Origin of the sequence: Microbacterium sp. 10M-3C3 (assembly GCF_003931875.1) — a bacterium.
GTDB lineage: Bacteria > Actinomycetota > Actinomycetes > Actinomycetales > Microbacteriaceae > Microbacterium.
The window spans coordinates 1,621,536-1,644,372 of record NZ_CP034245.1 but is presented as its reverse complement, the minus strand read 5'-3'; the positions used below and the strand labels follow the sequence as shown (position 1 = coordinate 1,644,372).

21 protein-coding genes and 1 tRNA gene are annotated in these 22,837 nt (G+C 72.3%); 21 read left to right on the top strand and 1 reads right to left on the bottom strand.

The genetic code is table 11. The features are described 5' to 3' along the window. The first annotated feature begins 34 nt into the window (after positions 1-34). The 21 genes from rpoZ (at position 35) to EI169_RS07770 (ending at position 22,317) form a co-directional block, all read left to right on the top strand. Positions 35-289 (top strand): DNA-directed RNA polymerase subunit omega, encoded by a 255-nt coding sequence (rpoZ, locus tag EI169_RS07870; protein ID WP_125131835.1) that lies wholly within the window; start codon positions 35-37, stop codon positions 287-289. A gap of 102 nt (positions 290-391) precedes the next feature. Continuing rightward, a complete protein-coding gene (gene metK, locus EI169_RS07865) occupies positions 392-1,585 on the top strand; it encodes a methionine adenosyltransferase (RefSeq protein WP_125131834.1) in 1,194 nt (397 codons plus the stop codon). A gap of 17 nt (positions 1,586-1,602) precedes the next feature. Beyond that, positions 1,603-3,573: a primosomal protein N' gene (locus EI169_RS07860; protein ID WP_125131833.1), complete on the top strand. Its 1,971-nt coding sequence runs from the start codon at positions 1,603-1,605 to the stop codon at positions 3,571-3,573. A 15-nt stretch (positions 3,574-3,588) separates the two neighbouring features. Continuing rightward, positions 3,589-4,506: a methionyl-tRNA formyltransferase gene (fmt, locus tag EI169_RS07855; protein ID WP_125131832.1), complete on the top strand. Its 918-nt coding sequence runs from the start codon at positions 3,589-3,591 to the stop codon at positions 4,504-4,506. A gap of 2 nt (positions 4,507-4,508) precedes the next feature. Beyond that, a complete protein-coding gene (locus EI169_RS07850) occupies positions 4,509-5,891 on the top strand; it encodes a transcription antitermination factor NusB (RefSeq protein ID WP_125133377.1) in 1,383 nt (460 codons plus the stop codon). A gap of 86 nt (positions 5,892-5,977) precedes the next feature. After that, positions 5,978-6,661, top strand: a complete 684-nt coding sequence (gene rpe / locus EI169_RS07845) for a ribulose-phosphate 3-epimerase (RefSeq protein WP_276312939.1) — start codon at positions 5,978-5,980, stop codon at positions 6,659-6,661. Between the two features lie 35 nt (positions 6,662-6,696). Continuing rightward, the gene (locus tag EI169_RS07840) at positions 6,697-6,960 is read left to right on the top strand and encodes a phosphoribosyl-ATP diphosphatase (RefSeq protein ID WP_125131831.1); all 264 of its coding nucleotides are present in this window, start codon (positions 6,697-6,699) and stop codon (positions 6,958-6,960) included. 38 nt (positions 6,961-6,998) lie between these two features. Then, positions 6,999-7,841 (top strand): ATP phosphoribosyltransferase, encoded by an 843-nt coding sequence (gene hisG, locus EI169_RS07835; RefSeq protein WP_125131830.1) that lies wholly within the window; start codon positions 6,999-7,001, stop codon positions 7,839-7,841. A 16-nt stretch (positions 7,842-7,857) separates the two neighbouring features. Next, positions 7,858-8,622 (top strand): imidazole glycerol phosphate synthase subunit HisF, encoded by a 765-nt coding sequence (gene hisF, locus EI169_RS07830; protein ID WP_125131829.1) that lies wholly within the window; start codon positions 7,858-7,860, stop codon positions 8,620-8,622. Continuing rightward, on the top strand, positions 8,619-8,978 hold the full coding sequence (gene hisI / locus EI169_RS07825) for a phosphoribosyl-AMP cyclohydrolase (protein WP_125131828.1): 360 nt from the start codon (positions 8,619-8,621) through the stop codon (positions 8,976-8,978). Before hisF ends, hisI begins: the two co-directional genes overlap by 4 nt. Beyond that, the gene (locus EI169_RS07820; protein ID WP_240640712.1) at positions 8,975-9,583 is read left to right on the top strand and encodes a Trp biosynthesis-associated membrane protein; all 609 of its coding nucleotides are present in this window, start codon (positions 8,975-8,977) and stop codon (positions 9,581-9,583) included. Before hisI ends, EI169_RS07820 begins: the two co-directional genes overlap by 4 nt. A 73-nt stretch (positions 9,584-9,656) precedes the next feature. Further along, entirely contained in the window at positions 9,657-9,887 is a 231-nt protein-coding gene (locus tag EI169_RS07815) for a DUF6704 family protein (protein WP_125131827.1), read from the top strand. Between the two features lie 71 nt (positions 9,888-9,958). Continuing rightward, positions 9,959-10,756, top strand: a complete 798-nt coding sequence (gene trpC, locus EI169_RS07810; RefSeq protein WP_125133374.1) for an indole-3-glycerol phosphate synthase TrpC — start codon at positions 9,959-9,961, stop codon at positions 10,754-10,756. Then, positions 10,753-12,018 carry a tryptophan synthase subunit beta gene (gene trpB, locus EI169_RS07805; RefSeq protein WP_125131826.1) on the top strand — a complete coding sequence of 422 codons (1,266 nt, stop codon included), beginning with the start codon at positions 10,753-10,755 and terminating at the stop codon, positions 12,016-12,018. Before trpC ends, trpB begins: the two co-directional genes overlap by 4 nt. Beyond that, positions 12,015-12,806 carry a tryptophan synthase subunit alpha gene (trpA, locus tag EI169_RS07800; RefSeq protein ID WP_125131825.1) on the top strand — a complete coding sequence of 264 codons (792 nt, stop codon included), beginning with the start codon at positions 12,015-12,017 and terminating at the stop codon, positions 12,804-12,806. Before trpB ends, trpA begins: the two co-directional genes overlap by 4 nt. Positions 12,807-12,816: 10 nt before the next feature. Continuing rightward, positions 12,817-13,845, top strand: a complete 1,029-nt coding sequence (gene lgt / locus EI169_RS07795; protein WP_125131824.1) for a prolipoprotein diacylglyceryl transferase — start codon at positions 12,817-12,819, stop codon at positions 13,843-13,845. Positions 13,846-13,962: 117 nt separating this feature from the next. Next, entirely contained in the window at positions 13,963-18,483 is a 4,521-nt protein-coding gene (gltB, locus tag EI169_RS07790; protein WP_205783943.1) for a glutamate synthase large subunit, read from the top strand. Then, entirely contained in the window at positions 18,476-19,942 is a 1,467-nt protein-coding gene (locus tag EI169_RS07785; protein ID WP_125131822.1) for a glutamate synthase subunit beta, read from the top strand. The genes gltB and EI169_RS07785 overlap by 8 nt, the downstream gene beginning before the upstream one ends. A gap of 60 nt (positions 19,943-20,002) precedes the next feature. Then, on the top strand, positions 20,003-21,451 hold the full coding sequence (gene pyk, locus EI169_RS07780; RefSeq protein WP_125131821.1) for a pyruvate kinase: 1,449 nt from the start codon (positions 20,003-20,005) through the stop codon (positions 21,449-21,451). Positions 21,452-21,520: 69 nt separating this feature from the next. Next, positions 21,521-21,603: transfer RNA gene (locus EI169_RS07775), tRNA-Leu, on the top strand. 102 nt (positions 21,604-21,705) lie between these two features. Further along, positions 21,706-22,317, top strand: a complete 612-nt coding sequence (locus EI169_RS07770) for a response regulator (protein ID WP_125131820.1) — start codon at positions 21,706-21,708, stop codon at positions 22,315-22,317. Between the two features lie 36 nt (positions 22,318-22,353). Here the strand turns inward: EI169_RS07770 and EI169_RS07765 are convergent, their stop codons facing one another. After that, positions 22,354-22,785 carry a hotdog fold thioesterase gene (locus EI169_RS07765; protein WP_125131819.1) on the bottom strand — a complete coding sequence of 144 codons (432 nt, stop codon included), beginning with the start codon at positions 22,783-22,785 and terminating at the stop codon, positions 22,354-22,356. Positions 22,786-22,837 lie beyond the last annotated feature (52 nt).

Here is a 22,837-nt window from a genome sequence, read left to right as displayed (position 1 = left end):
TCACCCGACATCCGCGCGAACCAGGAGGTTCCCCATGGCCGGAACGAACCAGGGCATCATCGAGCCCCCCATCGACAGCCTTCTGGAGAAGGTCGACTCGAAGTACCAGCTCGTGATCTACGCCGCCAAGCGCGCGCGCCAGATCAACGACTACTACTCCGACCTCCACGAGGGGAACCTCTTCGACAACGTCGGGCCGCTCGTCGACTCGACCGTCGAGGACAAGCCGCTCACCATCGCGCTGCACGAGATCCACGAGGACAAGCTGCGCCTGCGCAGCCTCGACTGATCCCGCCGCGGTGATCGCCCCGGTCGGCGCCGCCCGTCTCGCGACGGGTGTCCGCCGGCCGGGGCATACTTCTGTCCGCCGACCCCGCCCGAGGAGCCACGCATGAGCGACCTGCGGCTGTTCACCTCCGAGTCCGTCACGGAGGGACACCCCGACAAGATCTGCGACCAGATCTCCGACAGCATCCTGGATGCGATCCTCACCGAGGATCCGATCGGCCGGGTCGCGGTCGAGACGCTCGTGACGACGGGCCTCGTGCACGTCGCGGGTGAGGTGTCCACGCGCGCGTACGTCGAGATCCCCGCGATCGTGCGCGACGTCGTCAACCGCATCGGCTACACCTCCAGCGACACCGGCTTCGACGGCGAGTCGTGCGGCGTGAGCGTGTCGATCGGCGCGCAGTCCTCCGACATCGCCGCGGGCGTCAACAAGGCGTTCGAGCAGCGCGAGCGCGGCTCGATCGACCCGCGCGACGAGCAGGGCGCCGGCGACCAGGGCATCATGTTCGGCTTCGCCACCCGTGAGACGCCCCAGCTCATGCCGATGGCGAGCTGGACGGCGCATCGGATGGCCGAGCGGCTCGCGGCCGTGCGCCGCGACGGCCGCCTGCCGTTCCTGCGCCCCGACGGCAAGACGCAGGTGACCCTCGGCTACGACGGGCACACGCCGAAGACCGTCGAGTCGGTCGTGCTCTCCACGCAGCACCACCCCGACATCGCGCAGGACGAGCTGCGCGCGCTCGTGCGCGCCGAGGTCATCGACCCGGTGCTCGAGGCGACCGGGCTCGACCTGCCCGACGTGAAGTACTACATCAACCCGGCCGGGCCCTTCGTCGTGGGCGGGCCCAAGGGCGACGCGGGCCTGACCGGGCGCAAGATCATCATCGACACCTACGGCGGGGCCGCTCGCCACGGCGGCGGCGCCTTCAGCGGCAAGGACCCGTCCAAGGTCGACCGCTCCGCCGCCTACGCGATGCGGTGGGTCGCGAAGAACGCCGTCGCGGCGGGTCTCGCCGACCGTCTCGAGGTGCAGGTCGCCTACGCGATCGGCAAGGCGAGCCCCGTCGGCCTGTACGTCGAGAGTTTCGGCACCGGCCGCGTGGACGACGACAGCATCACGCGGGCGATCCTCGACGTGTTCGACCTACGGCCGAAGGCGATCATCGACAGCCTCGACCTCCTGCGCCCCATCTACGCGCAGACGGCGGCGTACGGGCACTTCGGGCGCGAGCTGCCCGACTTCACGTGGGAGCGCACCGACCGCGTCGAGGCGCTGCGCGCCGCCGCCGGCCTCTGAGCGGGGCGGAGCATCCGGTGACGACCCGCACGGTCGCCCGCGTGCTGCTGGACTCGCCGCTGCCGCAGCTGGACCGCCTGTTCGACTACGCCGTTCCCGAGGGCGCGGCGATCGAGCCCGGCGTTCGGGTGCGCGTGCCGCTGCGCACGGCCGGCCGTGTCGTCGACGGCTTCGTGGTCGAAATCGGAACGGAGACCGACGGCGAGCGGCCGCTGTCGGAGATCGACGGTGTCGTCTCACCCGTGCGCGTCCTGCCCGAGCGTCTGCACGCCCTCGTGCGGCGGGTGGCCGACCGTGCGGCCGGCTCCGCGGCCGACGTGCTGCGCCTGGCCGTCCCCAAGCGGATGGTGCGGGCCGAGAAGGCGTGGCTCGCCACGCCCGCCCCTGCCGTGCCGGTGCCGGCAGCCGACGCTCTCGCGCGTGCGGACGCCGTGCTCGCCGCGTATCCGGGCTTGGCGGCGGCTCTGGCCGCGGGGGAGCGCGTCGCGCTGGATGCGGCGCCGCATCCAGCGGCCGATCTCGCCGTGGGAGCGTGGGCGCAGCTGCTGGCCGCCGCCGCCGCACGCACCCTCGCCGACGGGCGCAGCACCGTGCTGGTGGTGCCCGATTACCGCGATCAGGCTCAGCTGGAGCGGGCGCTGGCCGCGTTCGTGCCCGCCGAGGCGGTCGTGCGCGACGACGCCGATCAGTCCGGGCCGGCGCGCTACGCGCAGTTCCTGCGCACGCTCGACGACGCTCCGTGCGTCGTCATCGGCCGCCGCTCCGCCGTCTACACGCCGGCGCGGGCGGGTCTGGTCGCGGTGTGGAACGACGGCGACCCGCTCCTGTCCGAGCCGCTGAGCCCCGGCGTCCACGCGCGCGACGCCGCACTCGTGCGGCAGGAGCTGGAGGGCTCGGCGCTCGTCTTCGCGGGGCACACGCGCACGACCGACGTGCAGCGCCTCGTCGAACTCGGCTGGGTGCGCGACCTGCCCGCGGCACGACGCGTGTCGCCGCGGGTCGTGCTCAGCGCGACGCGCGAGGGCGAGCGGGGCGCGCGGGTGCCGTCGGCCGCCTTCCAGGCCGCCCGGGAGGCGGCCGCGCGCGGCCCCGTCCTCGTCCAGGTCTCCCGTCCGGGCTACGCGCCGTCGCTCGTGTGCGCGCAATGCCGTCGCCCGGCGCGCTGCGCCCACTGCGCCGGGCCGCTGCGCGCCGCCCGCCCGGGCGCGATGCCGGTGTGCGGCTGGTGCGGGCGCTCGTCGGTGGGGTGGCGGTGCCCGCACTGCGATGCGCACAGCGTGCGGATGGCCTCCTCGGGCAGCGAGCGCACAGCCGACGAGCTGGGTCGTGCGTTCCCGGGCGTGCGGGTGATCGTCTCCGACGGTGCGCACCCGGTCACCGAGGTCGATCGCAAGCCGGCGCTGGTCATCGCGACGCGGGGCGCGGAGCCGTTCGCGCCGGGCGGCTACGCCGCCGTCGTGCTCCTGGACGGGGAGCGGATGCTCATGTCCGAGTCGCTGCGCATCGGCGAGGACTGCCTGCGCTGGTGGTCGGATGCCGCGGCCCTGGCCGCGCCCGGCGCTCCGGTGCATCTCGTCGGCGTCGCCGGCCCCGTCGCGCGGACGCTCGCGACGTGGACGCACGCGTCGTACGCGCGGACCGAGCTCGGGGTGCGCGCGCCCCTGCACATGCCGCCCGCGGTGCGACTCGCCGCGATCGAGGGCACCGCAGCGGCCGTCGACGGCGCGGTCGCGAGCCTGCGCGAGGACGTGCCGACCCTTCCCGAGGACGCCGTCCTCGGGCCCGTGCCCGTGCGCGCCGACCCCGGGCCGCCCGCCGCGCGCGCTCTCGTGCGCTTCGAGTACGGCATCGGGCGCCCGGTGGCGGAGTCGCTGCGCGCCGCGGTCGTCGCCGAGGCCGTGCGCGGCCGCGCGGCCGCCCGCCGATCGGGCACCGGCGTGCGCAATACACTCAAGGTTCGGCTCGACATCCCCGAGCCCGATCTCTGACATCCGAGGAGAACCATGCGCCTCGTGTTCGCCGGCACACCCGCGGCCGCCGTCCCGTCGCTGCGCGCCCTGGCCGCCGGTCCGCACGAGATCGCCCTGGTGATCACCCGCGAGGACGCACCGCTCGGACGCAAGCGGGTGCTCACCCCGTCGCCCGTCGCCGCCGCGGCGGAGGAGCTCGGGCTTCGCGCGCGCAAGACCGGCCGGCTCGACGCGGACGCGACCGCCGAGGTCGCCGGCATCCGCCCCGACCTCGGCGTCATCGTCGCCTACGGGGCGCTCGTGCGCGAGCCGCTGCTGTCGACACCCCGCCACGGCTGGATCAACCTGCACTTCTCGCTGCTGCCGCGGTGGCGCGGCGCCGCGCCCGTCCAGCACGCGCTCATCGCCGGTGACCGCGACCTCGGTGCGAGCGTGTTTCAGCTCGTGCCCGAGCTCGACGCCGGCCCCGTCTTCGCCGAGCGCGTGATGCCGGCGGGGGATCTGACCGCCGGCGCCGCTCTCGGCGCGCTTGCGGCGCTCGGCGCCGAACTCCTCGCCAAGACGGTCGACGCGATCGCGGCCGGCACCGCCGTCGCCGCGCCGCAGCGGGGCGAACCGACCTTCGCGCCCAAGCTGTCCCTCGCCGACGGCGAGCTGTCGTGGTCGACGGATGCGGCGGCCCTCCTCGCGCGCATCCGCGGCACGACGCCCGAGCCCGGGGCCCACACGACCCTCGACGGCGCGCGCGTGAAGATCGTCGACGCCGCCGTCGCGGACGACGACGGCGCCCCCGCGCCGGGCCGCGTTGTGCTCGCCGGCCGGCGCGTGCTCGTCGGTGCGGCCGACGGCGCGATCGAGCTGCGCACCGTGCAGCCGGCCGGAAAGAGCGCGATGGCCGCGGCCGACTGGTGGCGGGGGCTCCGCCGCGACGACGTGGTGCTCGGTTCGTGAGCGTGCAGGCAGCGCGCCGTGTCGCGTACGAGGTGCTGCGCGCCGTGGACGACGCCGACGCGTATGCGAACCTGCTGCTGCCGCACGCCGTCGAGCGGGCGGGTCTGACGACGCAGGACGCGGCGCTGGCGACGGAGCTCACCTACGGCACCCTCCGGCGTCGCGGCACGTACGACGCAGTGATCGCGTTGGCCGCCGACCGCCCCGTCGCCGACATCGACCCGTCGGTGCGCGACGCACTGCGGTTGGGAGTGCATCAGATCCTGTCGACGCGCGTCGCGTCACACGCCGCGGTGAACGAATCGGTCGAGCTCGTGCGCCGCGAGGGCGGCCGGGGTGCCGTCGGCTTCGCGAACGCTGTCCTCCGACGGGTAGCGCGCGACACCCCCGGGCAGTGGATCTCCCGCATCGCCGAGAGCGCACGTTCCGACGACGAGCGCATCGGCACGCTGTCGTCGCATCCGGTGTGGATCGTGCGCGCCTTCCGCCGGGCCCTCGCCGCCGAGGGGCGGGCCGACGAGCTCGACGCGCTCCTGGCCGCCGACAACGCCGCTCCGCGCGTGACCCTCGCCGCGCTCCCGGGGCTCGCGACCCCGCCCGCCGACGCACCTCGCGCGCACTGGTCGCCGTTCGCCTTCCCGTCGCCCGGCGGCGATCCGGAGGCGATCGTGCGCGGCAGCGACGGGCGCATCCGCGTCCAGGACGAGGGTTCCCAGCTGGCCGCCCTCGCCCTCAGCCGCGCCGAGCCGGTGCGGCCGGGGGAGCGGTGGCTCGACCTGTGCGCAGGGCCGGGCGGGAAAACGGCCCTCCTGGCAGCCGAGGCCCTCGCCGCGGGAGCACATCTGGACGCGAACGAGATCGCGCCCGCGCGGGCCGAGCTCGTGCGGCGCGCGGTCGCCGCCGTGCCGCTCCCGGTGGAGGTGAGCGAGGAGGACGGCCGCACGCGCGCCGCCCGCGAGCCGGGGGCGTACGATCGCGTCCTCGTCGATGCGCCGTGCACCGGCATCGGCGCGCTCCGCCGTCGCCCCGAGGCGCGGTGGCGAAAGACCCCCGCGGATGTGCCGGGGCTCGCCGAGCTGCAGCGCGAGCTCCTCCTCGCGGCCGTGACGGCGCTGCGCCCGGGCGGGATCGTGGCGTACGTCACGTGCTCGCCGCACCTCGCCGAGACCGCGGGCGTACTCGCCGACGTGCGTCGCGAGCTCGGCGACGCGGTGGAGGAGCTCGATGCGCGGGCGGTCGTGCGCGGCATCTCGCGCACCGCGATCGACCTGCCGGACCAGTCCGACGGCTCTGGGCGCGCGCAGCTGTGGCCGCACCGACATGGGACCGACGCCATGTCGATCGCGCTGCTGCGCAAGCGCGTCACGGCCGACGCCCTCGACTGAACAGCGCCGCCATGTCGATCGCGCTCCTGCACAAGCAGGCCTAGCGGCTTCCGACACGCCGACGTACGGGCCGGGATAATGGACCGGTGACGCCCCGCCGCGGATCCGACGACATCCGGATCAACCCCAGCATCCTCGCTGCCGACTTCGTGAACATGCAGGCCGAGCTCGCCCGGATCGCCGGCGCCGACTTCGTCCACGTGGACGTCATGGACAACCACTTCGTACCCAACCTCACGTTCGGGCCGCAGATGGTCGGCCGCATCCAGGAGACGAGCCCCGTGCCGCTGGACGTGCACCTCATGATCGACGCGCCCGACCGGTGGGCGCCCGGCTACGCCGAGCTCGGCGCCGCGTCGGTCACGTTCCACCTCGAGGCCGCCGCCGAGCCGGTGACCCTCGCTCGTCGCCTGCGCGCGATCGGCGCGCGCGCCGGCGTGGCGATCAAGCCCGACACTCCCGCCGAGGGCCTGTACGACGTCCTCGACGAGTTCGACCAGATCCTCGTGATGACGGTCGAGCCGGGGTTCGGCGGCCAGTCGTTCCGCGCCGAGACGATGCCGAAGCTCCGGGCCCTCGCCGACGAGGCGCGCCGCCGCGGATCGGCGGTGTGGCTGCAGGTCGACGGCGGCATCTCGGCGTCGACCATCGACCAGGCCGCCGAGGCGGGCGCCGACACGTTCGTGGCCGGCTCGGCCGTCTTCGGTGCCGACGACCCGGATGCCGCGATCCGCGCGCTGCGCGCGCAGGCTCAGCGCCACGCGCACTGAACCGGACCCCTCCGCGCGTTCGATACCCTGAGACGGTGAAGACGTTCGACGCCCTGTTCGCGGAGCTCGCCGCGAAGGCGGCCGACCGCCCCGCCGGATCCGGCACTGTGGCGGAGCTGGACGCGGGCGTGCACACGATCGGCAAGAAGATCGTCGAGGAGGCCGCCGAGGTCTGGATGGCGGCCGAATACGAGTCGGATGCAGCGGCCGCCGAGGAGATCTCGCAGCTGCTGTACCACCTCCAGGTGCTCATGCTCGCGAAGGGCCTCACGCTCGAGGACGTCTACCGACATCTGTGAGCGCCCGCCCGACCGCTCGCCTTCGACCCAGGAACCCCATGCTGCGCATCGCCGTGCCGAACAAGGGCTCGCTCGCCGAGACCGCCTCCGAGATGCTCGCCGAAGCCGGATACACCGGCCGTCGAGACCCGAAAGACCTGTATGTCGCCGACCCCGTCAACGAGGTCGAGTTCTTCTACCTCCGCCCGCGTGATATCGCGACGTACGTCGGATCCGGCGCGCTCGACGTCGGCATCACGGGACGCGACCTCCTGCTGGACGCGCGCATGCCCGGCGCCCGCGAGATCGAGGCGCTCGGGTTCGGCGACTCGACGTTCCGCTTCGCGGGGCGTCCGGGCCGCTTCACACAGCTCGAGGACCTCCAGGGCGTCCGCGTCGCCACGGCGTACCCGGGGCTCGTCGACCGGTTCCTCGACGAGCGGGGGATCGCCGTCGACCTCGTGCCCCTGGACGGCGCCGTCGAATCCGCCGTGCAGCTCGGCGTCGCCGACGCCGTGGCCGACGTCGTCTCCACCGGCACGACCCTGCGTCAGGCGGGCCTGGAGATCTTCGGACCCGCGCTCCTGGAGTCGGAGGCGGTCCTCATCGCCGGCCCGCAGGACGCCCCCGGCACCGACACGCTGCTGCGGCGCCTGCGCGGCGTCCTGGTCGCCCGCCGCTACGTGCTCATCGACTACGATCTGCCGGCGCGCCTCGTCGAGGAGGCGGTGGCCGTCGCCCCCGGCATCGAGTCGCCGACGATCTCGCCGCTGCGCGATCCCGAGTGGGTCGCGGTGCGCGTCATGAGCCCGCGCCGCGGCGTCAACCAGGTCATGGACGCGCTACACGCCATCGGCGCGCGCGCGATCCTCGTGACCGAGATCCACGCCGCACGCCTGTGAACGGAGGTCGCCGCTGATGTCGCTGGCCCGCCGCGTCATCCCGTGCCTGGACGTCGCCGCCGGGCGCGTGGTCAAGGGCGTGAACTTCGAGAACCTGCGCGACATGGGGGATCCCGTCGAGCTCGCGGCGCTGTACTTCGCGCAGGGCGCCGATGAGATCACGTTCCTGGACGTCACCGCGACGGTCGACGAGCGCGCCACGACGTACGACGTCGTGCGCCGTACGGCCGAGCAGGTCTTCATCCCGCTCACCGTCGGCGGGGGAGTGCGCACCGTCGACGACGTCGCACGGCTGCTGTCGGTCGGAGCCGACAAGATCGGCGTCAACTCCGCCGCGATCGCCCGGCCGGGCCTTCTCGACGAGATCGCCGACCGCTTCGGCGCGCAGGTGCTCGTGCTCTCGCTCGACGTCAAGCGCTCTCCGTCGACGCCGTCCGGCTTCGTCGTGACGACGCACGGCGGTCGTACCGAGACGACGCTCGACGCCTTGGAGTGGGCGCGCGAGGCCACCGAGCGCGGCGCCGGCGAGCTGCTGGTGAACTCCATCGACGCCGACGGCACGAAGAACGGCTTCGACCTCGAGCTGGTCACGCTCATGCGCGAGGTCTCGAGCGTCCCGGTCATCGCCTCCGGCGGCGCCGGCGCCCTGGACCACTTCGCGCCGGCCGTCCACGCCGGAGCGGACGCCGTGCTCGCCGCATCCGTGTTCCACAGCGGCATGCTGACCGTCGGCGAGGTCAAGCAGGCTCTTGCGACCGAAGGGATCGAGGTGCGGGCATGACCGACACGATCGAGGAGCGCATCGCCCGCGTCGCCTTCACCGAGGCGGGCCTGGCCCCGGCGATCATCCAGCAGCACGACACCGGCGAGGTGCTCATGCTCGGGTGGATGGATGCGGAGGCGCTGCGCCGCACGCTCACGTCCGGTCGCGTCACCTTCTGGTCGCGCTCGCGCCAGGAGTACTGGCGCAAGGGCGACACCTCGGGACACATCCAGCTCGTGCGCGGTGCGCGCCTCGATTGCGACGGCGACGCGCTGCTCATCCAGGTGGAGCAGGTCGGCCCCGCCTGCCACACCGGCACGCGGACGTGCTTCGACGCCGACGACCTGCAGCCCGTGACGGACGCCCTGCCGTGACGCGACGCGCGCGGCTGCTCGGCGTCGTGGCGATGCTCGCCGCGGGGGCGCTGAGCGTCATCGCGGCGACGCAGACGTGGCTCGTCGTCACTCTGGACGACGGCTCCGCACAGGCCCTCGAGGTGGCCGGATCCGCAGCCCTGCCGGTTCTCACGCCGCTCGGGCTCGCCGTCCTCGCCCTCGGCGCGGCGCTGTCGATCGTCGGAACCGTGCTGCGGTACGTGTTCGGCGTTCTCGGGGCGGTCGTCGCGCTCGTCCTCGGCGCGCTCGCGGGCACGATCGCCGTCACCGCCCCGGTGTCGGCCGCGGCGTCGACGGTGACCGGTGCGACGGGCATCGCGGGACTCGAGGGCGTCTCCGGCCTCGTCGCATCCATCTCGGCGACCCCGTGGCCGGCCGTCACGACCGCGGCGCAGGTGCTCCTGCTGGCCGGCGCCGTCTGGACGCTCGCGACCGCGCGCGCGTGGCGGTCGGGGGCGTCCCGCCGCTACGACGCCGTCGCCGCCGACGGGGCGCGCGGAGCGTCGCGACCGCACGATGCGATCGACTCCTGGGACGACCTGTCGCGCGGGCAGGACCCCACGCGCGACGAGCAGGCGCCCTGACCAACGGGCGCCGCGCGGCACCGGTAGACTGAAGGGGTGCGCGCCCGTGCGCGCCGGCACGCGAAGGAGACCCATGAGCAACCACATCGGCGACCCCGGTCACGGACACTCGCCGGCTGCGTGGACGGCCGTCATCATCATGCTCGTCGCGATCGCGATCGGCACGACCGCGTTCTTCTTCAACGTGCCGTGGCTCGTGTGGGCGTCGGCGGCGCTCGTGGTGGTCGGGCTCATCGTGGGCTGGGTCATGGCGCGCGCCGGCTACGGCGTCGGCGGCGCGAAGGTCGCCTCCAAGCAGCACTGACGTCCTGTCGCCAGGGTGGGGGCGGACACCACCACCGGATCATCGAGGAGCGACAGCCCATGACCACGAATCTGCTCGCCGAGCTCACCGCGGGAGCGGTCGAAGACGCCGAGGCGCGGGCCGCGACACGGCCGCTCGCCGACGTCGAGCGCGCCGCCGCGGCGGCGCCCCCGGCCCTCGACGCCCGCGCCGCGCTTGCGCCGGCCGACATCGTCAAGATCATCGCCGAGGTCAAGCGCGCGAGCCCGTCGCGCGGCGACCTGGCCGCGATCCCCGACCCGGCGCTCCAGGCGTCGCGGTACGAGGAGGGCGGTGCAACTGCCATCTCCGTCCTGACGGAGCAGCGCCGGTTCAAGGGAAGCCTCGCCGACCTCGAGGCCGTCCGCGCCGCAGTGTCGCTGCCGATGCTGCGCAAGGACTTCATCGCGACGCCCTACCAGGTGTTCGAAGCCCGTGCCGCGGGCGCCGACATCGTCCTCCTCATCGTCGCGGGCCTCGAGCCGCGGGTGCTGACGCAGCTGCACGCGCTCGTCCTCGAGCTGGGCATGACCCCGCTCGTCGAGACCCACTCCCTCGACGAGGTCGAGCGCGCCGCCGACCTGGGCGCGAGCCTCATCGGCGTCAACGCCCGCGACCTCTCGACCTTCGAACTCGACCGCGATCTGTTCGGGCGGCTCGTCGAGCGCATCCCCGCCGACGCCGTCAAGATCGCCGAATCCGCCGTGCGCACGCCCGAGGACGTCGCGCACTACCGTGCCGCGGGCGCCGACGTCGTCCTCGTGGGCGAGGCGCTCGTGACGGGCGATCCCGTCGCGACGCTCCGCGCGTTCCGCGGCATCCGCGACACCCAGGAGGTGCACCCCTCATGAGCCTGCGCGACCAGCCCGGTCCGTTCTTCGGCGACTTCGGCGGCCGGTACATGCCCGAGTCGCTCATCGCCGCCATCGACGAGCTGACCGCCGTCTACGAGGCGGCGATGGCCGATCCGGCCTTCCTCGACGAGCTGCGCGGCCTGCTGCACAGCTACGCGGGACGCCCGTCCGTCCTCACGGAGGTGCCGCGCTTCGCCGCCCACGCCGGCGGCGCCCGCGTCTTCCTGAAGCGCGAAGACCTCAACCACACCGGATCGCACAAGATCAACAACGTGCTCGGCCAGGCGCTCCTCACCCAGCGCCTCGGCAAGACGCGCGTGATCGCCGAGACCGGCGCCGGCCAGCACGGGGTGGCCACCGCGACCGCCGCCGCGCTGTTCGGCTTCGACTGCACGATCTACATGGGCGAGGTCGACACCGAGCGGCAGGCGCTGAACGTCGCGCGGATGCGGCTCCTCGGCGCCGAGGTCATTCCGGTGCGCACGGGCTCGCGCACGCTCAAGGACGCGATCAACGAGGCCTACCGCGACTGGGTCGCGAGCGTCGAGACGACGAACTACATCTTCGGCACCGCGGCCGGCCCGCACCCGTTCCCGGCGATGGTGCGCGACTTCCAGAAGATCATCGGCGAGGAGGCGCGGCAGCAGCTCCTCGACGAGGTCGGCCGCCTTCCCGACGCGGTCTTCGCGTGCGTGGGCGGCGGGTCGAACGCGATCGGCATGTTCGACGCGTTCCTCGACGACGCCGACGTCAAGCTGTACGGCGTCGAAGCGGCCGGCGACGGCGTCGACACCCCGCGCCACGCCGCCTCTATCGAGCGCGGCCGCGCGGGCGTGCTCCACGGGGCCCGCACGTTCGTCCTCCAGGACGAGGACGGTCAGACCGTCGAGTCGCACTCCATCTCCGCGGGCCTGGACTATCCGGGCGTCGGCCCCGAGCACGCGTGGCTGGCCGCGATCGGACGGGCCGAGTACATCCCCGCCACCGACGACGAGGCGATGCAGGCGCTGCGCCTGCTCAGCGAGACCGAGGGCATCATCCCCGCGATCGAATCGGCGCACGCGCTGGCCGGCGCGCTCCGGATCGGACGCGAGCTCGGCCCCGACGCGGTGCTCGCCATCTGCCTGTCCGGACGCGGTGACAAGGACATGGACACCGCCGCCCGTTACTTCGAGCTGTACGACCGCGACCCCGCCGAGGCCCTCGCCGCGGCCGCCGCCGACGTCGACGCGGCGCACGGCGTCGGGACCAAGCTGTGACCTCCCGCGTGGCTGCGGCGATCGACGCCGCGCACGCCGAGGGGCGCGGCGCGCTCGTCGGGTACCTGCCGGCCGGGTTCCCCGACATCGACACGAGCATCGCCGCCGCGGTGGCCCTCGCCGAGAACGGCGCCGACGTGCTGGAGATCGGCCCGCCCTACAGCGACCCCGTCATGGACGGCCCCGTCATCCAGGAGGCGACGCAGACGGCGCTGGCCGCCGGGTTCCGCCTGCGCGACCTCTTCCCGACGATTGCGGAGATCACGCGGCAGGTCGATGTGCCCGTGCTCGTCATGACGTACTGGAATCCCGTCGTGCAGTACGGCGTCGATCGATACGCCGATGCGCTGCTCGCCGCCGGCGGGGCGGGTCTCATCACGCCCGACATCACCCCCGACGCCGCCGCGGAGTGGATCGCCGCCTCCGAGCGGACCGGCCTCGACCGCGTCTTCCTCGCCGCGCCGACCTCCACCGACGAGCGGCTCGACATGATCGTCGCGGCCTCCACCGGGTTCGTCTACACCGTCTCCACGATGGGCATCACGGGGGAGCGGGCGCAGCTGGACGCCGCCGCCCGCGGGCTCGTGACGCGCCTGCGTGAGCGCCGCGCCGAGCGCGCGTGCGTCGGCATCGGCATCTCCAACGCCGCGCAGGTCGCGGGCGTCATGGAGTACGCCGACGGCGCGATCGTCGGCACGGCGCTCGTGCGCGCGCTCCGCGACGGCGGCGTCGAGGGCCTCGCGGCCTCGGCGCGGGAGCTGTCGGCGGGCACGGCCCGCCCCGCTTAGACTCGAACCCATGTCGTTCGCCCTCACGAGCGCGGGATCCGCCGTGCTCGCCAGCATCCCGAGCCCGCCCGTCAGCTACATCGACGTGCCGATCTTCTCGTTCTCGCTGCGCATCCACTTCTACGCGCTGTGCATCATCGCGGGGATCATCGTCGCGGTGCTCCTGACGAACCACCGTCTCTCGCGTCGCGGCGCCGAGCGCTGGGTCGTGATCGACATCGCGCTGCTCGCGGTCCCGCTGGCCATCATCGGGGCGCGCATCTTCCACGTGCTCACCCACCCGGGCTTCTACTTCGGGCCGGGCTCCAACCCGTGGAACCCGTTCCAGCCCGGCTCGGTGTGGGCGATCTGGGAGGGCGGCATCGCGATCTTCGGCGCCCTCATCGGCGGCGGCATCGGGGCGTGGCTCGGCTGCCGGTGGACCGGCATCCGCTTCACGTCGTTCGCCGACGCGCTCGCGCCCGGTCTGCTCATCGCGCAGGCGCTCGGACGCTTCGGCAACTGGTTCAACCACGAGCTGTTCGGCCTTCCCACCGACCTGCCGTGGGGGCTCGAGATCGAGAGCACCAACCCCGCCTTCCCTGCGGGCCTGGCCCCGGGAACGCTTTTTCACCCCACGTTCCTGTACGAGGTCCTGTGGAACCTCCTCGGCGCCGCGGTGCTGCTGTGGGTGGGTCACCGCTTCCGCCTGCAGTGGGGACGCCTGTTCGCGCTCTACCTCATCTGGTACGGCGCCGGGCGCATCGTGTGGGAATCCATCCGCATCGACCCGAGCGAGATCTACTTCGGCATCCGCACGAACGTATGGGCGGCCATCGCCGCGGTCCTCCTCGGCATCGTCGTGTTCTTCGTCCAGAAGCGCCGCCACCCGGGGTACGAGCCCTCGCCGTATCAGCCCGGACGCGAGGCCAAGGGCAAAGCCGGGGTAGAATCACGGAACCCCAACGACTTCGTCGACGTGAGCGAACCGCCCGCGACGGAGGATCGCGTCGGCGCCGCCACAAGCACCACCGTCACAACGCACACAGCCACGAAGTAGACATCTGGGCCGACGTCGTCCCATCTTGAGTATCAACTGAGGACGGTAGGTATGGCCTCGAGCCCTCTTCCCGGCACACCCGTCACCCCCGGCGGCGCCTTGCCGGCGCGACAGGGGATGTACAACCCTGCCTTCGAGAAGGACGCGTGCGGTCTCGCCATGGTCGCGACCCTGCGCGGCGAGCCCGGCCACGACATCATCGATCTCGCGCTGACGGCACTGCGCAACCTCGAGCACCGCGGGGCGATCGGGTCGGACGCGGGCACCGGCGATGGTGCGGGCATCCTCACGCAGATGCCCGACGCATTCCTGCGCGCCGTCGTCGACTTCGAGCTGCCCCCGGTCGGCGAGTACGCCGCCGGCATGGCGTTCCTGCCGCGCGACGCCGACGAGCGCGCCGCGATGAAGGCCGGTATCGAGCGCATCGCGCAGAGCGAGAACCTCGTCGTGCTCGGCTGGCGCGGGGTGCCGGTCGAGGCCGAGAACCTCGGCAAGCTCGCGTACGAGGCGCGCCCGGCGTTCGAGCAGCTGTTCGTGTCACGACCCGCCGTCGGCGACGCCGAGGCCCTGTCGGGGATCGCGCTCGACCGCCGCGTGTACCGCCTGCGCAAGCGCGCGCGTCACGACCTCGACGCGTACTTCGTGTCGCTCTCGAGCCGCACGCTCGGGTACAAGGGCATGGTCACGACGCTGCAGCTGGAGCCGTTCTACCCCGACCTGCAGGACGAGCGCTTCGCGTCCGAGCTCGCGGTGGTGCACTCGCGCTACTCGACGAACACGTTCCCCTCGTGGCCGCTCGCGCAGCCGCTGCGCATGCTCGCGCACAACGGCGAGATCAACACCGTGAACGGCAACCGCAACTGGATGCGCGCCCGCCAGTCGCAGCTCGAGTCCGAGCTGCTGGGCGACATCCGTCCGCTGCTGCCGATCTGCACGCCCGGCGCCAGCGACTCGGCCTCCTTCGATGAGGTGCTGGAGCTGCTCACGCTCACGGGCCGGAGCCTCCCGCACGCCATCATGATGATGGTGCCGGAGGCGTACGAGAAGCAGTCCGACATCAGCCCCGATCTTCGGGCGTTCTACGACTACCACGCCATCCAGATGGAGCCGTGGGACGGCCCGGCCGCCCTCATCTTCACCGACGGCACGCTCGTCGGCGCGACCCTCGACCGCAACGGCCTGCGCCCCGGGCGCTGGACCGAGACGACCGACGGCCTCGTCGTGATCGGCAGCGAGACGGGCGTGCTCGACTTCGCGCCCGAGCGCATCAAGCGCCGCGGGCGCCTGCGCCCCGGTCGCATGTTCCTCGTCGACACGGCGCAGCGCCGCATCATCGAGGACGAGGAGATCAAGGCGCAGCTCGCGACCCAGGAGCCGTGGGGCGAGTGGCTCGACGCCGGCCGCGTGCGCCTGTCGGACCTCCCGGAGCGCGAGCACATCGTGCACCCCATCGCCTCGATCACCCGCCGTCAGCGCACGTTCGGGTACACCGAGGAGGAGGTGCGCGTGCTGCTGACCCCGATGGGGCAGACCGGCGCCGAGCCCCTCGGCGCGATGGGCAGCGACACGCCCGTCGCGGTGCTCAGCGAACGGCCGCGGCTGCTCTTCGACTACTTCACCCAGCAGTTCGCGCAGGTGACCAACCCGCCGCTGGACTCGATCCGCGAAGAGGTCGTCACCTCGCTCGCGCTCGGCCTCGGTCCGGAGCGGAACCTGCTCGCCTGGGGCCCCGACCACACGCGCACCGTGACTCTGGACTTCCCGGTCATCGACAACGACGAGCTGGCGAAGATACAGCACATCGACACGTCGCTGCCCGGCCGCTCGTCCGTCACCATCCGCGGGCTGTACCGCGTGGAGGCCGGCCCGAAGGGCATGCAGAAGCGCCTCGCGCAGATGTGCCGCGAGGTCGACCAGGCCATCGAGGACGGCGCCGAGTTCATCGTGCTCAGCGACCGCGACTCCAACAAGGACCTCGCGCCGATCCCGTCGCTGCTGATGCTTGCGGCCGTGCACCACCACCTCATCCGCAACGAGACCCGCATGAAGGTCGGTCTCGTCGTGGAGGCGGGCGATGTCCGCGAGGTGCACCACGTCGCGATGCTCATCGGCTACGGCGCATCCGCGGTCAACCCGTACCTCGCGATGGAGACGGTCGAGTACCTCGTGCGCGCCGGCTTCATCACGGGCATCACGCCCGAGAAGGCCGTGCGCAACCTCATCTACGCGCTCGGCAAGGGCGTGCTGAAGATCATGTCGAAGATGGGCATCTCGACCGTGTCGTCGTACGCCGGCGCGCAGGTGTTCGAGGCCATCGGCCTGTCGCAGGAGTTCGTCGACGCCTACTTCACCGGCACCGAGACGAAGCTCGGCGGCGTCGGGCTCGAGGTCATCGCGGCGGAGAACGCCGCGCGGCACGCCTACGCGTACCCCGAGGACGCGGCGGCCCGCGCGCACGAGCGGCTCTGGACCGGCGGCGAGTACCAGTGGCGCCGCGACGGCGCCCCGCACCTGTTCAACCCCGACACGGTGTTCCGCCTGCAGCACGCCACGCGCGAGCGCCGGTACGACATCTTCCGCGAGTACACGCGTCTCGTGGACGACCAGGCCGCCGAGCTGAAGACCCTGCGCGGGCTGTTCGGCCTGCGCACGGGCGTCCGCCCGCCCGTGCCGATCGACGAGGTCGAGCCGGTGTCCTCGATCGTCAAGCGCTTCTCCACCGGTGCGATGAGCTACGGCTCCATCTCGCAGGAGGCGCACGAGACGCTCGCGATCGCGATGAACCGCATCGGCGCGAAGTCGAACACGGGCGAGGGCGGCGAGGACGTCGACCGCCTCCTGGACCCCGAGCGCCGCAGCGCGATCAAGCAGGTCGCGTCGGGTCGCTTCGGCGTGACGAGCCTGTACCTCACCGAGGCCGACGACATCCAGATCAAGCTCGCCCAGGGCGCCAAGCCCGGCGAGGGCGGTCAGCTGCCGCCGGCGAAGGTGTACCCGTGGGTCGCGCGCACGCGGCACGCGACCCCGGGCGTCGGACTCATCTCGCCGCCGCCGCACCACGACATCTACTCGATCGAAGACCTCAAGCAGCTCATCTTCGACCTCAAGCGCGCGAACCCGGATGCCCGCATCCACACCAAGCTCGTGAGCCAGTCGGGCATCGGCGCGGTCGCCGCCGGCGTCGCCAAGGCATTGTCGGACGTCATCCTCGTCTCCGGGCACGACGGCGGCACCGGCGCGAGCCCGCTCAACTCGCTCAAGCACGCCGGCACGCCGTGGGAGCTGGGCCTGGCCGAGACGCAGCAGACGCTCATGCTCAACGGCATGCGCGATCGCGTCGTCGTGCAGGTGGACGGGCAGCTGAAGACCGGACGCGACGTCATCATCGGCGCGCTGCTGGGCGCCGAGGAGTTCGGCTTCGCCACGGCGCCGCTGGTCGTCTCCGGCTGCATCATGATGCGGGTGTGCCACCTGGACACGTGCCCGGTGGGCGTGGCGACCCAGAACCCCACGCTGCGTGCACGGTTCACCGGCAAGCCCGAGTTCGTCGTGAACTTCATGGAGTTCATCGCCGAGGAGGTGCGCGAGTACCTCGCCCAGCTCGGCTTCCGCAGCCTCGACGAGGCGGTCGGCCACGCCGAGCTCCTCGACATCCACGGCGCCGTCGAGCACTGGAAGGCCCGCGGCCTCGACCTCGCGCCTGTGCTCGAAGGCCCGCGGTTCGCCGACGACGAGCCGCGCCGCTGGGGTCGTGCGCAGAACCACGAGCTCGACGAGCACTTCGACGTGCAGCTCATCGAGCGCGCGCAGGACGTCATCGCGCACGGCGGCGACATCACGATCGACCTGCCGGTGCGCAACACCGCGCGAGCCGTCGGGACGATGCTCGGGAACCGCGTGACGCGAGCGCACGGCGCGCAGGGGCTGACGAACGGATCGATCCAGGTCAACCTGACGGGCTCGGCCGGCCAGTCCTTCGGCGCGTTCCTGCCCGCGGGCATCGTGCTGCGCCTCGAGGGCGACTCGAACGACTACGTCGGCAAGGGCCTGTCCGGCGGCAAGATCGTCGTGCGCCCGCCGCGCGCGTCGACGTTCCCCGCATCCGAGAACGTCATCGCCGGCAACGTCATCGGCTACGGCGCCACGCAGGGGTCGCTGTTCCTCAGCGGCGTCGTGGGTGAGCGGTTCTTCGTGCGCAACTCCGGCGCGACCGCGGTCGTCGAGGGCGTGGGCGACCACGCGCTCGAGTACATGACGGGCGGCCTCGCGGTGATCCTCGGCGCGACCGGGCGGAACCTCGGTGCCGGCATGTCCGGCGGCACGGCGTACGTCTACAAGCTCGACCGGCGACTGGTCAACCGCGAGGCGCTGGCCTCGGGCGAACTGGTCCTCGGCGAGCTCGGGTCGGGCGACGCCGAGATGCTCCGCGACCTGCTCACCGAGCACGTCGCCGAGACCGGATCGGTGCTCGCGCAGCGCATGCTCGACGACTTCGAGCAGACCGCGGCCGACTTCGTCCGGGTCGTGCCGCGCGACTACGCGGCCGTGCTGGAGACCCGTCAGGCGGCGCTGGAGGAGGGGCTCGACCCCGACGGCGACGTCGTTTGGAACCGCATCCTGGAGGTGACGGGTGGCTGACCCGAAGGGCTTTCTGAAGACCACCGAGCGCGAGCTGCCGCCGCGCCGCCCCGTGCCCGTGCGCATCCTCGACTGGAAAGAGGTGTACGAGCAGGGCGACTCGGCGACGCTCCGCCGGCAGGCCGGCCGCTGCATGGACTGCGGCATCCCGTTCTGCCACAAGGGCTGCCCGCTGGGGAACCTCATCCCCGAGTGGAACGACCTCACGTGGCGCGGCGAGGGGCGTTCGGCGAGCGAGCGGCTCCACGCGACCAACAACTTCCCGGAGTTCACCGGGCGGCTGTGCCCCGCGCCGTGCGAGAGCTCGTGCGTGCTGGGCATCAACCAGCCGGCTGTGACGATCAAGCAGATCGAGGTCTCGATCGCCGACGAGGCGTTCTCGTCAGGCTGGGTCGAGCCGGAGCCGCCCGAGCGGCTGACGGGAAAGACCGTCGCCGTCGTGGGCTCGGGCCCGGCTGGCCTCGCCGCCGCGCAGCAGCTCACGCGCGCCGGCCACACCGTCGCGGTGTACGAGCGAGACGACCGCATCGGCGGCCTGCTGCGCTACGGCATCCCCGACTTCAAGATGGAGAAGCGCCACCTCGAGGCGCGCCTGCGCCAGATGCGCGACGAGGGCACCCGGTTCCGCGCGGGGGTCGAGATCGGCCGCGACATCTCGTGGAGCGACCTGCGCAGCCGTTACGATGCCGTCGTGGTCGCCACCGGCGCCACCGTGCCGCGCGACCTGCCGATCCCCGGCCGCGACCTCGCCGGCGTGCACTTCGCGATGGAGTACCTCGTCGAGTCCAACAAGGCCGTCGCCGGCGACCAGGTGCCGCACCAGATCACCGCGGAGGGCAAGCACGTCGTCGTGATCGGCGGCGGCGACACCGGCGCCGACTGCATCGGCACGGCGCACCGGCAGGGCGCGATCAGCGTGACCAACCTCGCGATCGGCAAGCAGCCGCCCACCGAGCGGCCGGCCGACCAGCCGTGGCCCATGATGCCGAACCTCTTCGAGATCGCCTCGGCGCACGAGGAGGGCGGGGACCGCACGTACCTCGCCTCCACCGTGGAGTTCCTTGGGAATGAGGCGGGGGAGGTGCGCGCGCTCCGCGTCGCCGAGACCGAGTACATCGACGGCCGGCGTGTGCCCAAGAGCGGCACCGAGCGCGAGATCCCCGCCGACCTCGTGCTCATCGCGATGGGCTTCACCGGCCCCGAGCGCGCGCAGCTCGAGGACCAGCTCGGCACGCGCTTCACGGAGCGCGGCAACCTCGAGCGCGACGACGCGTGGACGACGACCACGCCGGGCGTGTTCGTGGCCGGCGACGCCGGGCGCGGCCAGTCGCTCATCGTGTGGGCGATCGCCGAGGGACGCGCCGCAGCGGCAGCCGTCGACGAGTACCTCATGGGCTCGACGGTGCTGCCCGCGCCGGTGCGCCCCCACGATGTCGCGATCGGTCTGCAGCCCGCGTAGGCTGGCCGAGGCCCTTCGGCCCAGCACCCCACCCTTCCCTCTCACGGAGATCACACACGGATGAGACGCGCCAAGATCGTCGCCACCCTGGGTCCCGCCACGTCGACGTATGAGGCGGTCCGCGCCATCATCGACGCCGGCGTCGACGTCGCCCGCCTGAACCTCAGTCACGGCGACTACTCCGTGCACGACGCCAACTTCGCCAACGTCCGCAAGGCGGCCGATGACGCAGGGCGCGCCGTCGCGGTGCTCGTCGACCTGCAGGGCCCGAAGATCCGCCTCGGCCGCTTCGCCGACGGCCCGCACGATCTCGCGCCCGGCGACATCTTCCGCATTACGATCGACGACGTGCCCGGCACGAAGGACCTCGTCTCGACGACGTTCAAGGGCCTGCCGCAGGACGTCCGCCCGGGCGATTTCCTCCTCATCGACGACGGCAAGGTGCGTGTGCGCGTCGTGGAGGCCGACGACACCACCGTGACCACCGAAGTGGTCGTGGGCGGCCCGGTCTCCAACAACAAGGGCATCAACCTGCCCGGCGTCGCGGTGAACGTGCCGGCGCTGAGCGAGAAGGACGAGGCGGACCTCCGCTGGGGCCTGCGCACCGGCGCCGACCTCATCGCGCTGTCGTTCGTGCGCAGCGCGAAGGACGTGGAGCGCGCGCACGAGATCATGGCCGAAGAGGGGCGCCAGATCCCGATCATCGCCAAGATCGAGAAGCCCCAGGCCGTCGACAACCTCGAGGAGATCGTCGACGCCTTCGACGGCATCATGGTCGCCCGCGGCGACCTCGGCGTCGAGCTGCCGCTGGAGGCGGTGCCGATTGTGCAGAAGCGCGCGGTCGAGCTGTCGCGCCGCATGGCCAAGCCCGTCATCGTCGCCACGCAGATGCTCGAGTCGATGATCTCGAGCCCCGTCCCCACGCGCGCCGAGACGAGCGACGTGGCCAACGCGGTCCTCGACGGCGCGGACGCCGTCATGCTCTCGGGCGAGACGAGCGTGGGCGCATACCCGGTGGTCGTCGTCGAGACCATGGCCCGCATCGTCGAGTCGACGGAGGAGCACGGCCTCGAGCGCATCCTGCCGCTGACCAACAAGCCGCGCACGCAGGGCGGCGCGATCACGCTCGCTGCCGTCGAGGTCGCCGACTTCGTCGAGGCGAAGTACCTGTGCGTGTTCACCGAGTCGGGCGACTCCGCCCGCCGCCTGTCGCGGCTGCGCTCGATGATCCCGATGCTCGCGTTCACGCCGGAGCCCGGGATCCGCCGCCGCCTCGCGCTCACGTGGGGCGTGAAGGCGAACCTCGTCGAGCACGTCGCGCACACCGACCTGATGTTCCTGCAGGTGGACGACTACCTCCTGACGAACAAGCTGGCCGAGGTCGGCGACAAGGTCGTCGTGATCTCCGGTTCCCCTCCCGGCATCGCCGGGTCGACGAACGACCTGCGCGTGCACCGCGTGGGCGACGCCGTGCACGGCGCCGCGCCGATCTATCAGGCCGACCGCTGACGCGTCGTTGGGGGCGGACCACTCCGGTCCGCCCCCGACGTCTGCGCTAGGGTCGATGCCGACGTGCGAGCCGGTGTGGCGGAACGGCAGACGCGGGGCACTCAAAATGCTCTGTCCGAAAGGGCGTGTGGGTTCGAATCCCACCACCGGCACGAGAATCGACCCCGCGAGAACGCGCGGATGCACGCTTTCGCCCGCACGGGCCGTGCATCCGCGCGTTCTCGCGTGAGGACGACCCGCTCTAGGATGGATGTGTGACCGAGCAAGAGTCTCCCTCCGCATCCACCCCCCGCCGCGTCGTCGTGGCCGAGGACGAGTCGCTCATCCGCCTCGACATCGTGGAGATCCTCCGCGACAACGGGTACGACGTGGTCGGCGAGGCCGGTGACGGCGAGACCGCTGTCCAGCTGGCGACGGAGCTGCGCCCCGACCTCGTCATCATGGATGTGAAGATGCCGCAGCTGGACGGCATCAGCGCCGCCGAGCGCCTGAGCAAGAACCACATCGCGCCGGTCGTGCTGCTGACCGCCTTCAGCCAGAAGGAGCTCGTCGAGCGCGCGAGCGAGGCGGGCGCCCTCGCCTACGTCGTCAAGCCCTTCACCCCGAACGACCTCCTGCCGGCGATCGAGATCGCCCTCGCCCGCTACGAGCAGATCATCACGCTCGAGGCCGAGGTCGCCGACATGGTCGAGCGCTTCGAGACCCGCAAGCTCGTCGACCGCGCGAAGGGCCTGCTGAACGAGAAGATGGGCCTCACCGAGCCCGAGGCGTTCCGCTGGATCCAGAAGGCGTCGATGGACCGCCGTCTGACCATGCAGGACGTCGCCAAGGCGATCATCGAGCAGCTCGCGCCCAAGAAGGCGTGACCGCCTCGTCCGAGGCGTGACCGCCGCGGCCGCCGCTCAGCCCGCGGGCATGTCCTTGATGTGGTTCGTGATCCGCACGGTCGAGCACCGGCGCCCCTGATCGTCCGTCACGACGATCTCGTGCACGGTCAGCGAGCGCCCGAGGTGGATCGGCGTGCACACCCCCGTCACGAGCCCGCTCGTGGCCGAGCGCGTGTGCGTCGCGTTGATGTCGACACCGACGGCGAGCCGGCCGGGGCCTGCGTAGAGGTTCGCGGCCATCGATCCGAGCGATTCACCGAGCACGACGTACGCGCCGCCGTGCAGCAGGCCGACGGGCTGCGTGTTGCCCTCGACGGGCATCGTCGCGACCGCCCGCTCGACGGTGAACTCGACCCACTCGATGCCCATCTTGTCGGCGAGGGCGCCCATGCCGCGCTGCCGCGCCCAGTCGATGCCGTCCACGGTTCCGGGGGTGCTCGCAGTCATCGTCGCCTTCGCTGGAGGGGCCGAGGGATGTCCGCGGCCGTCGTTAGGCTTG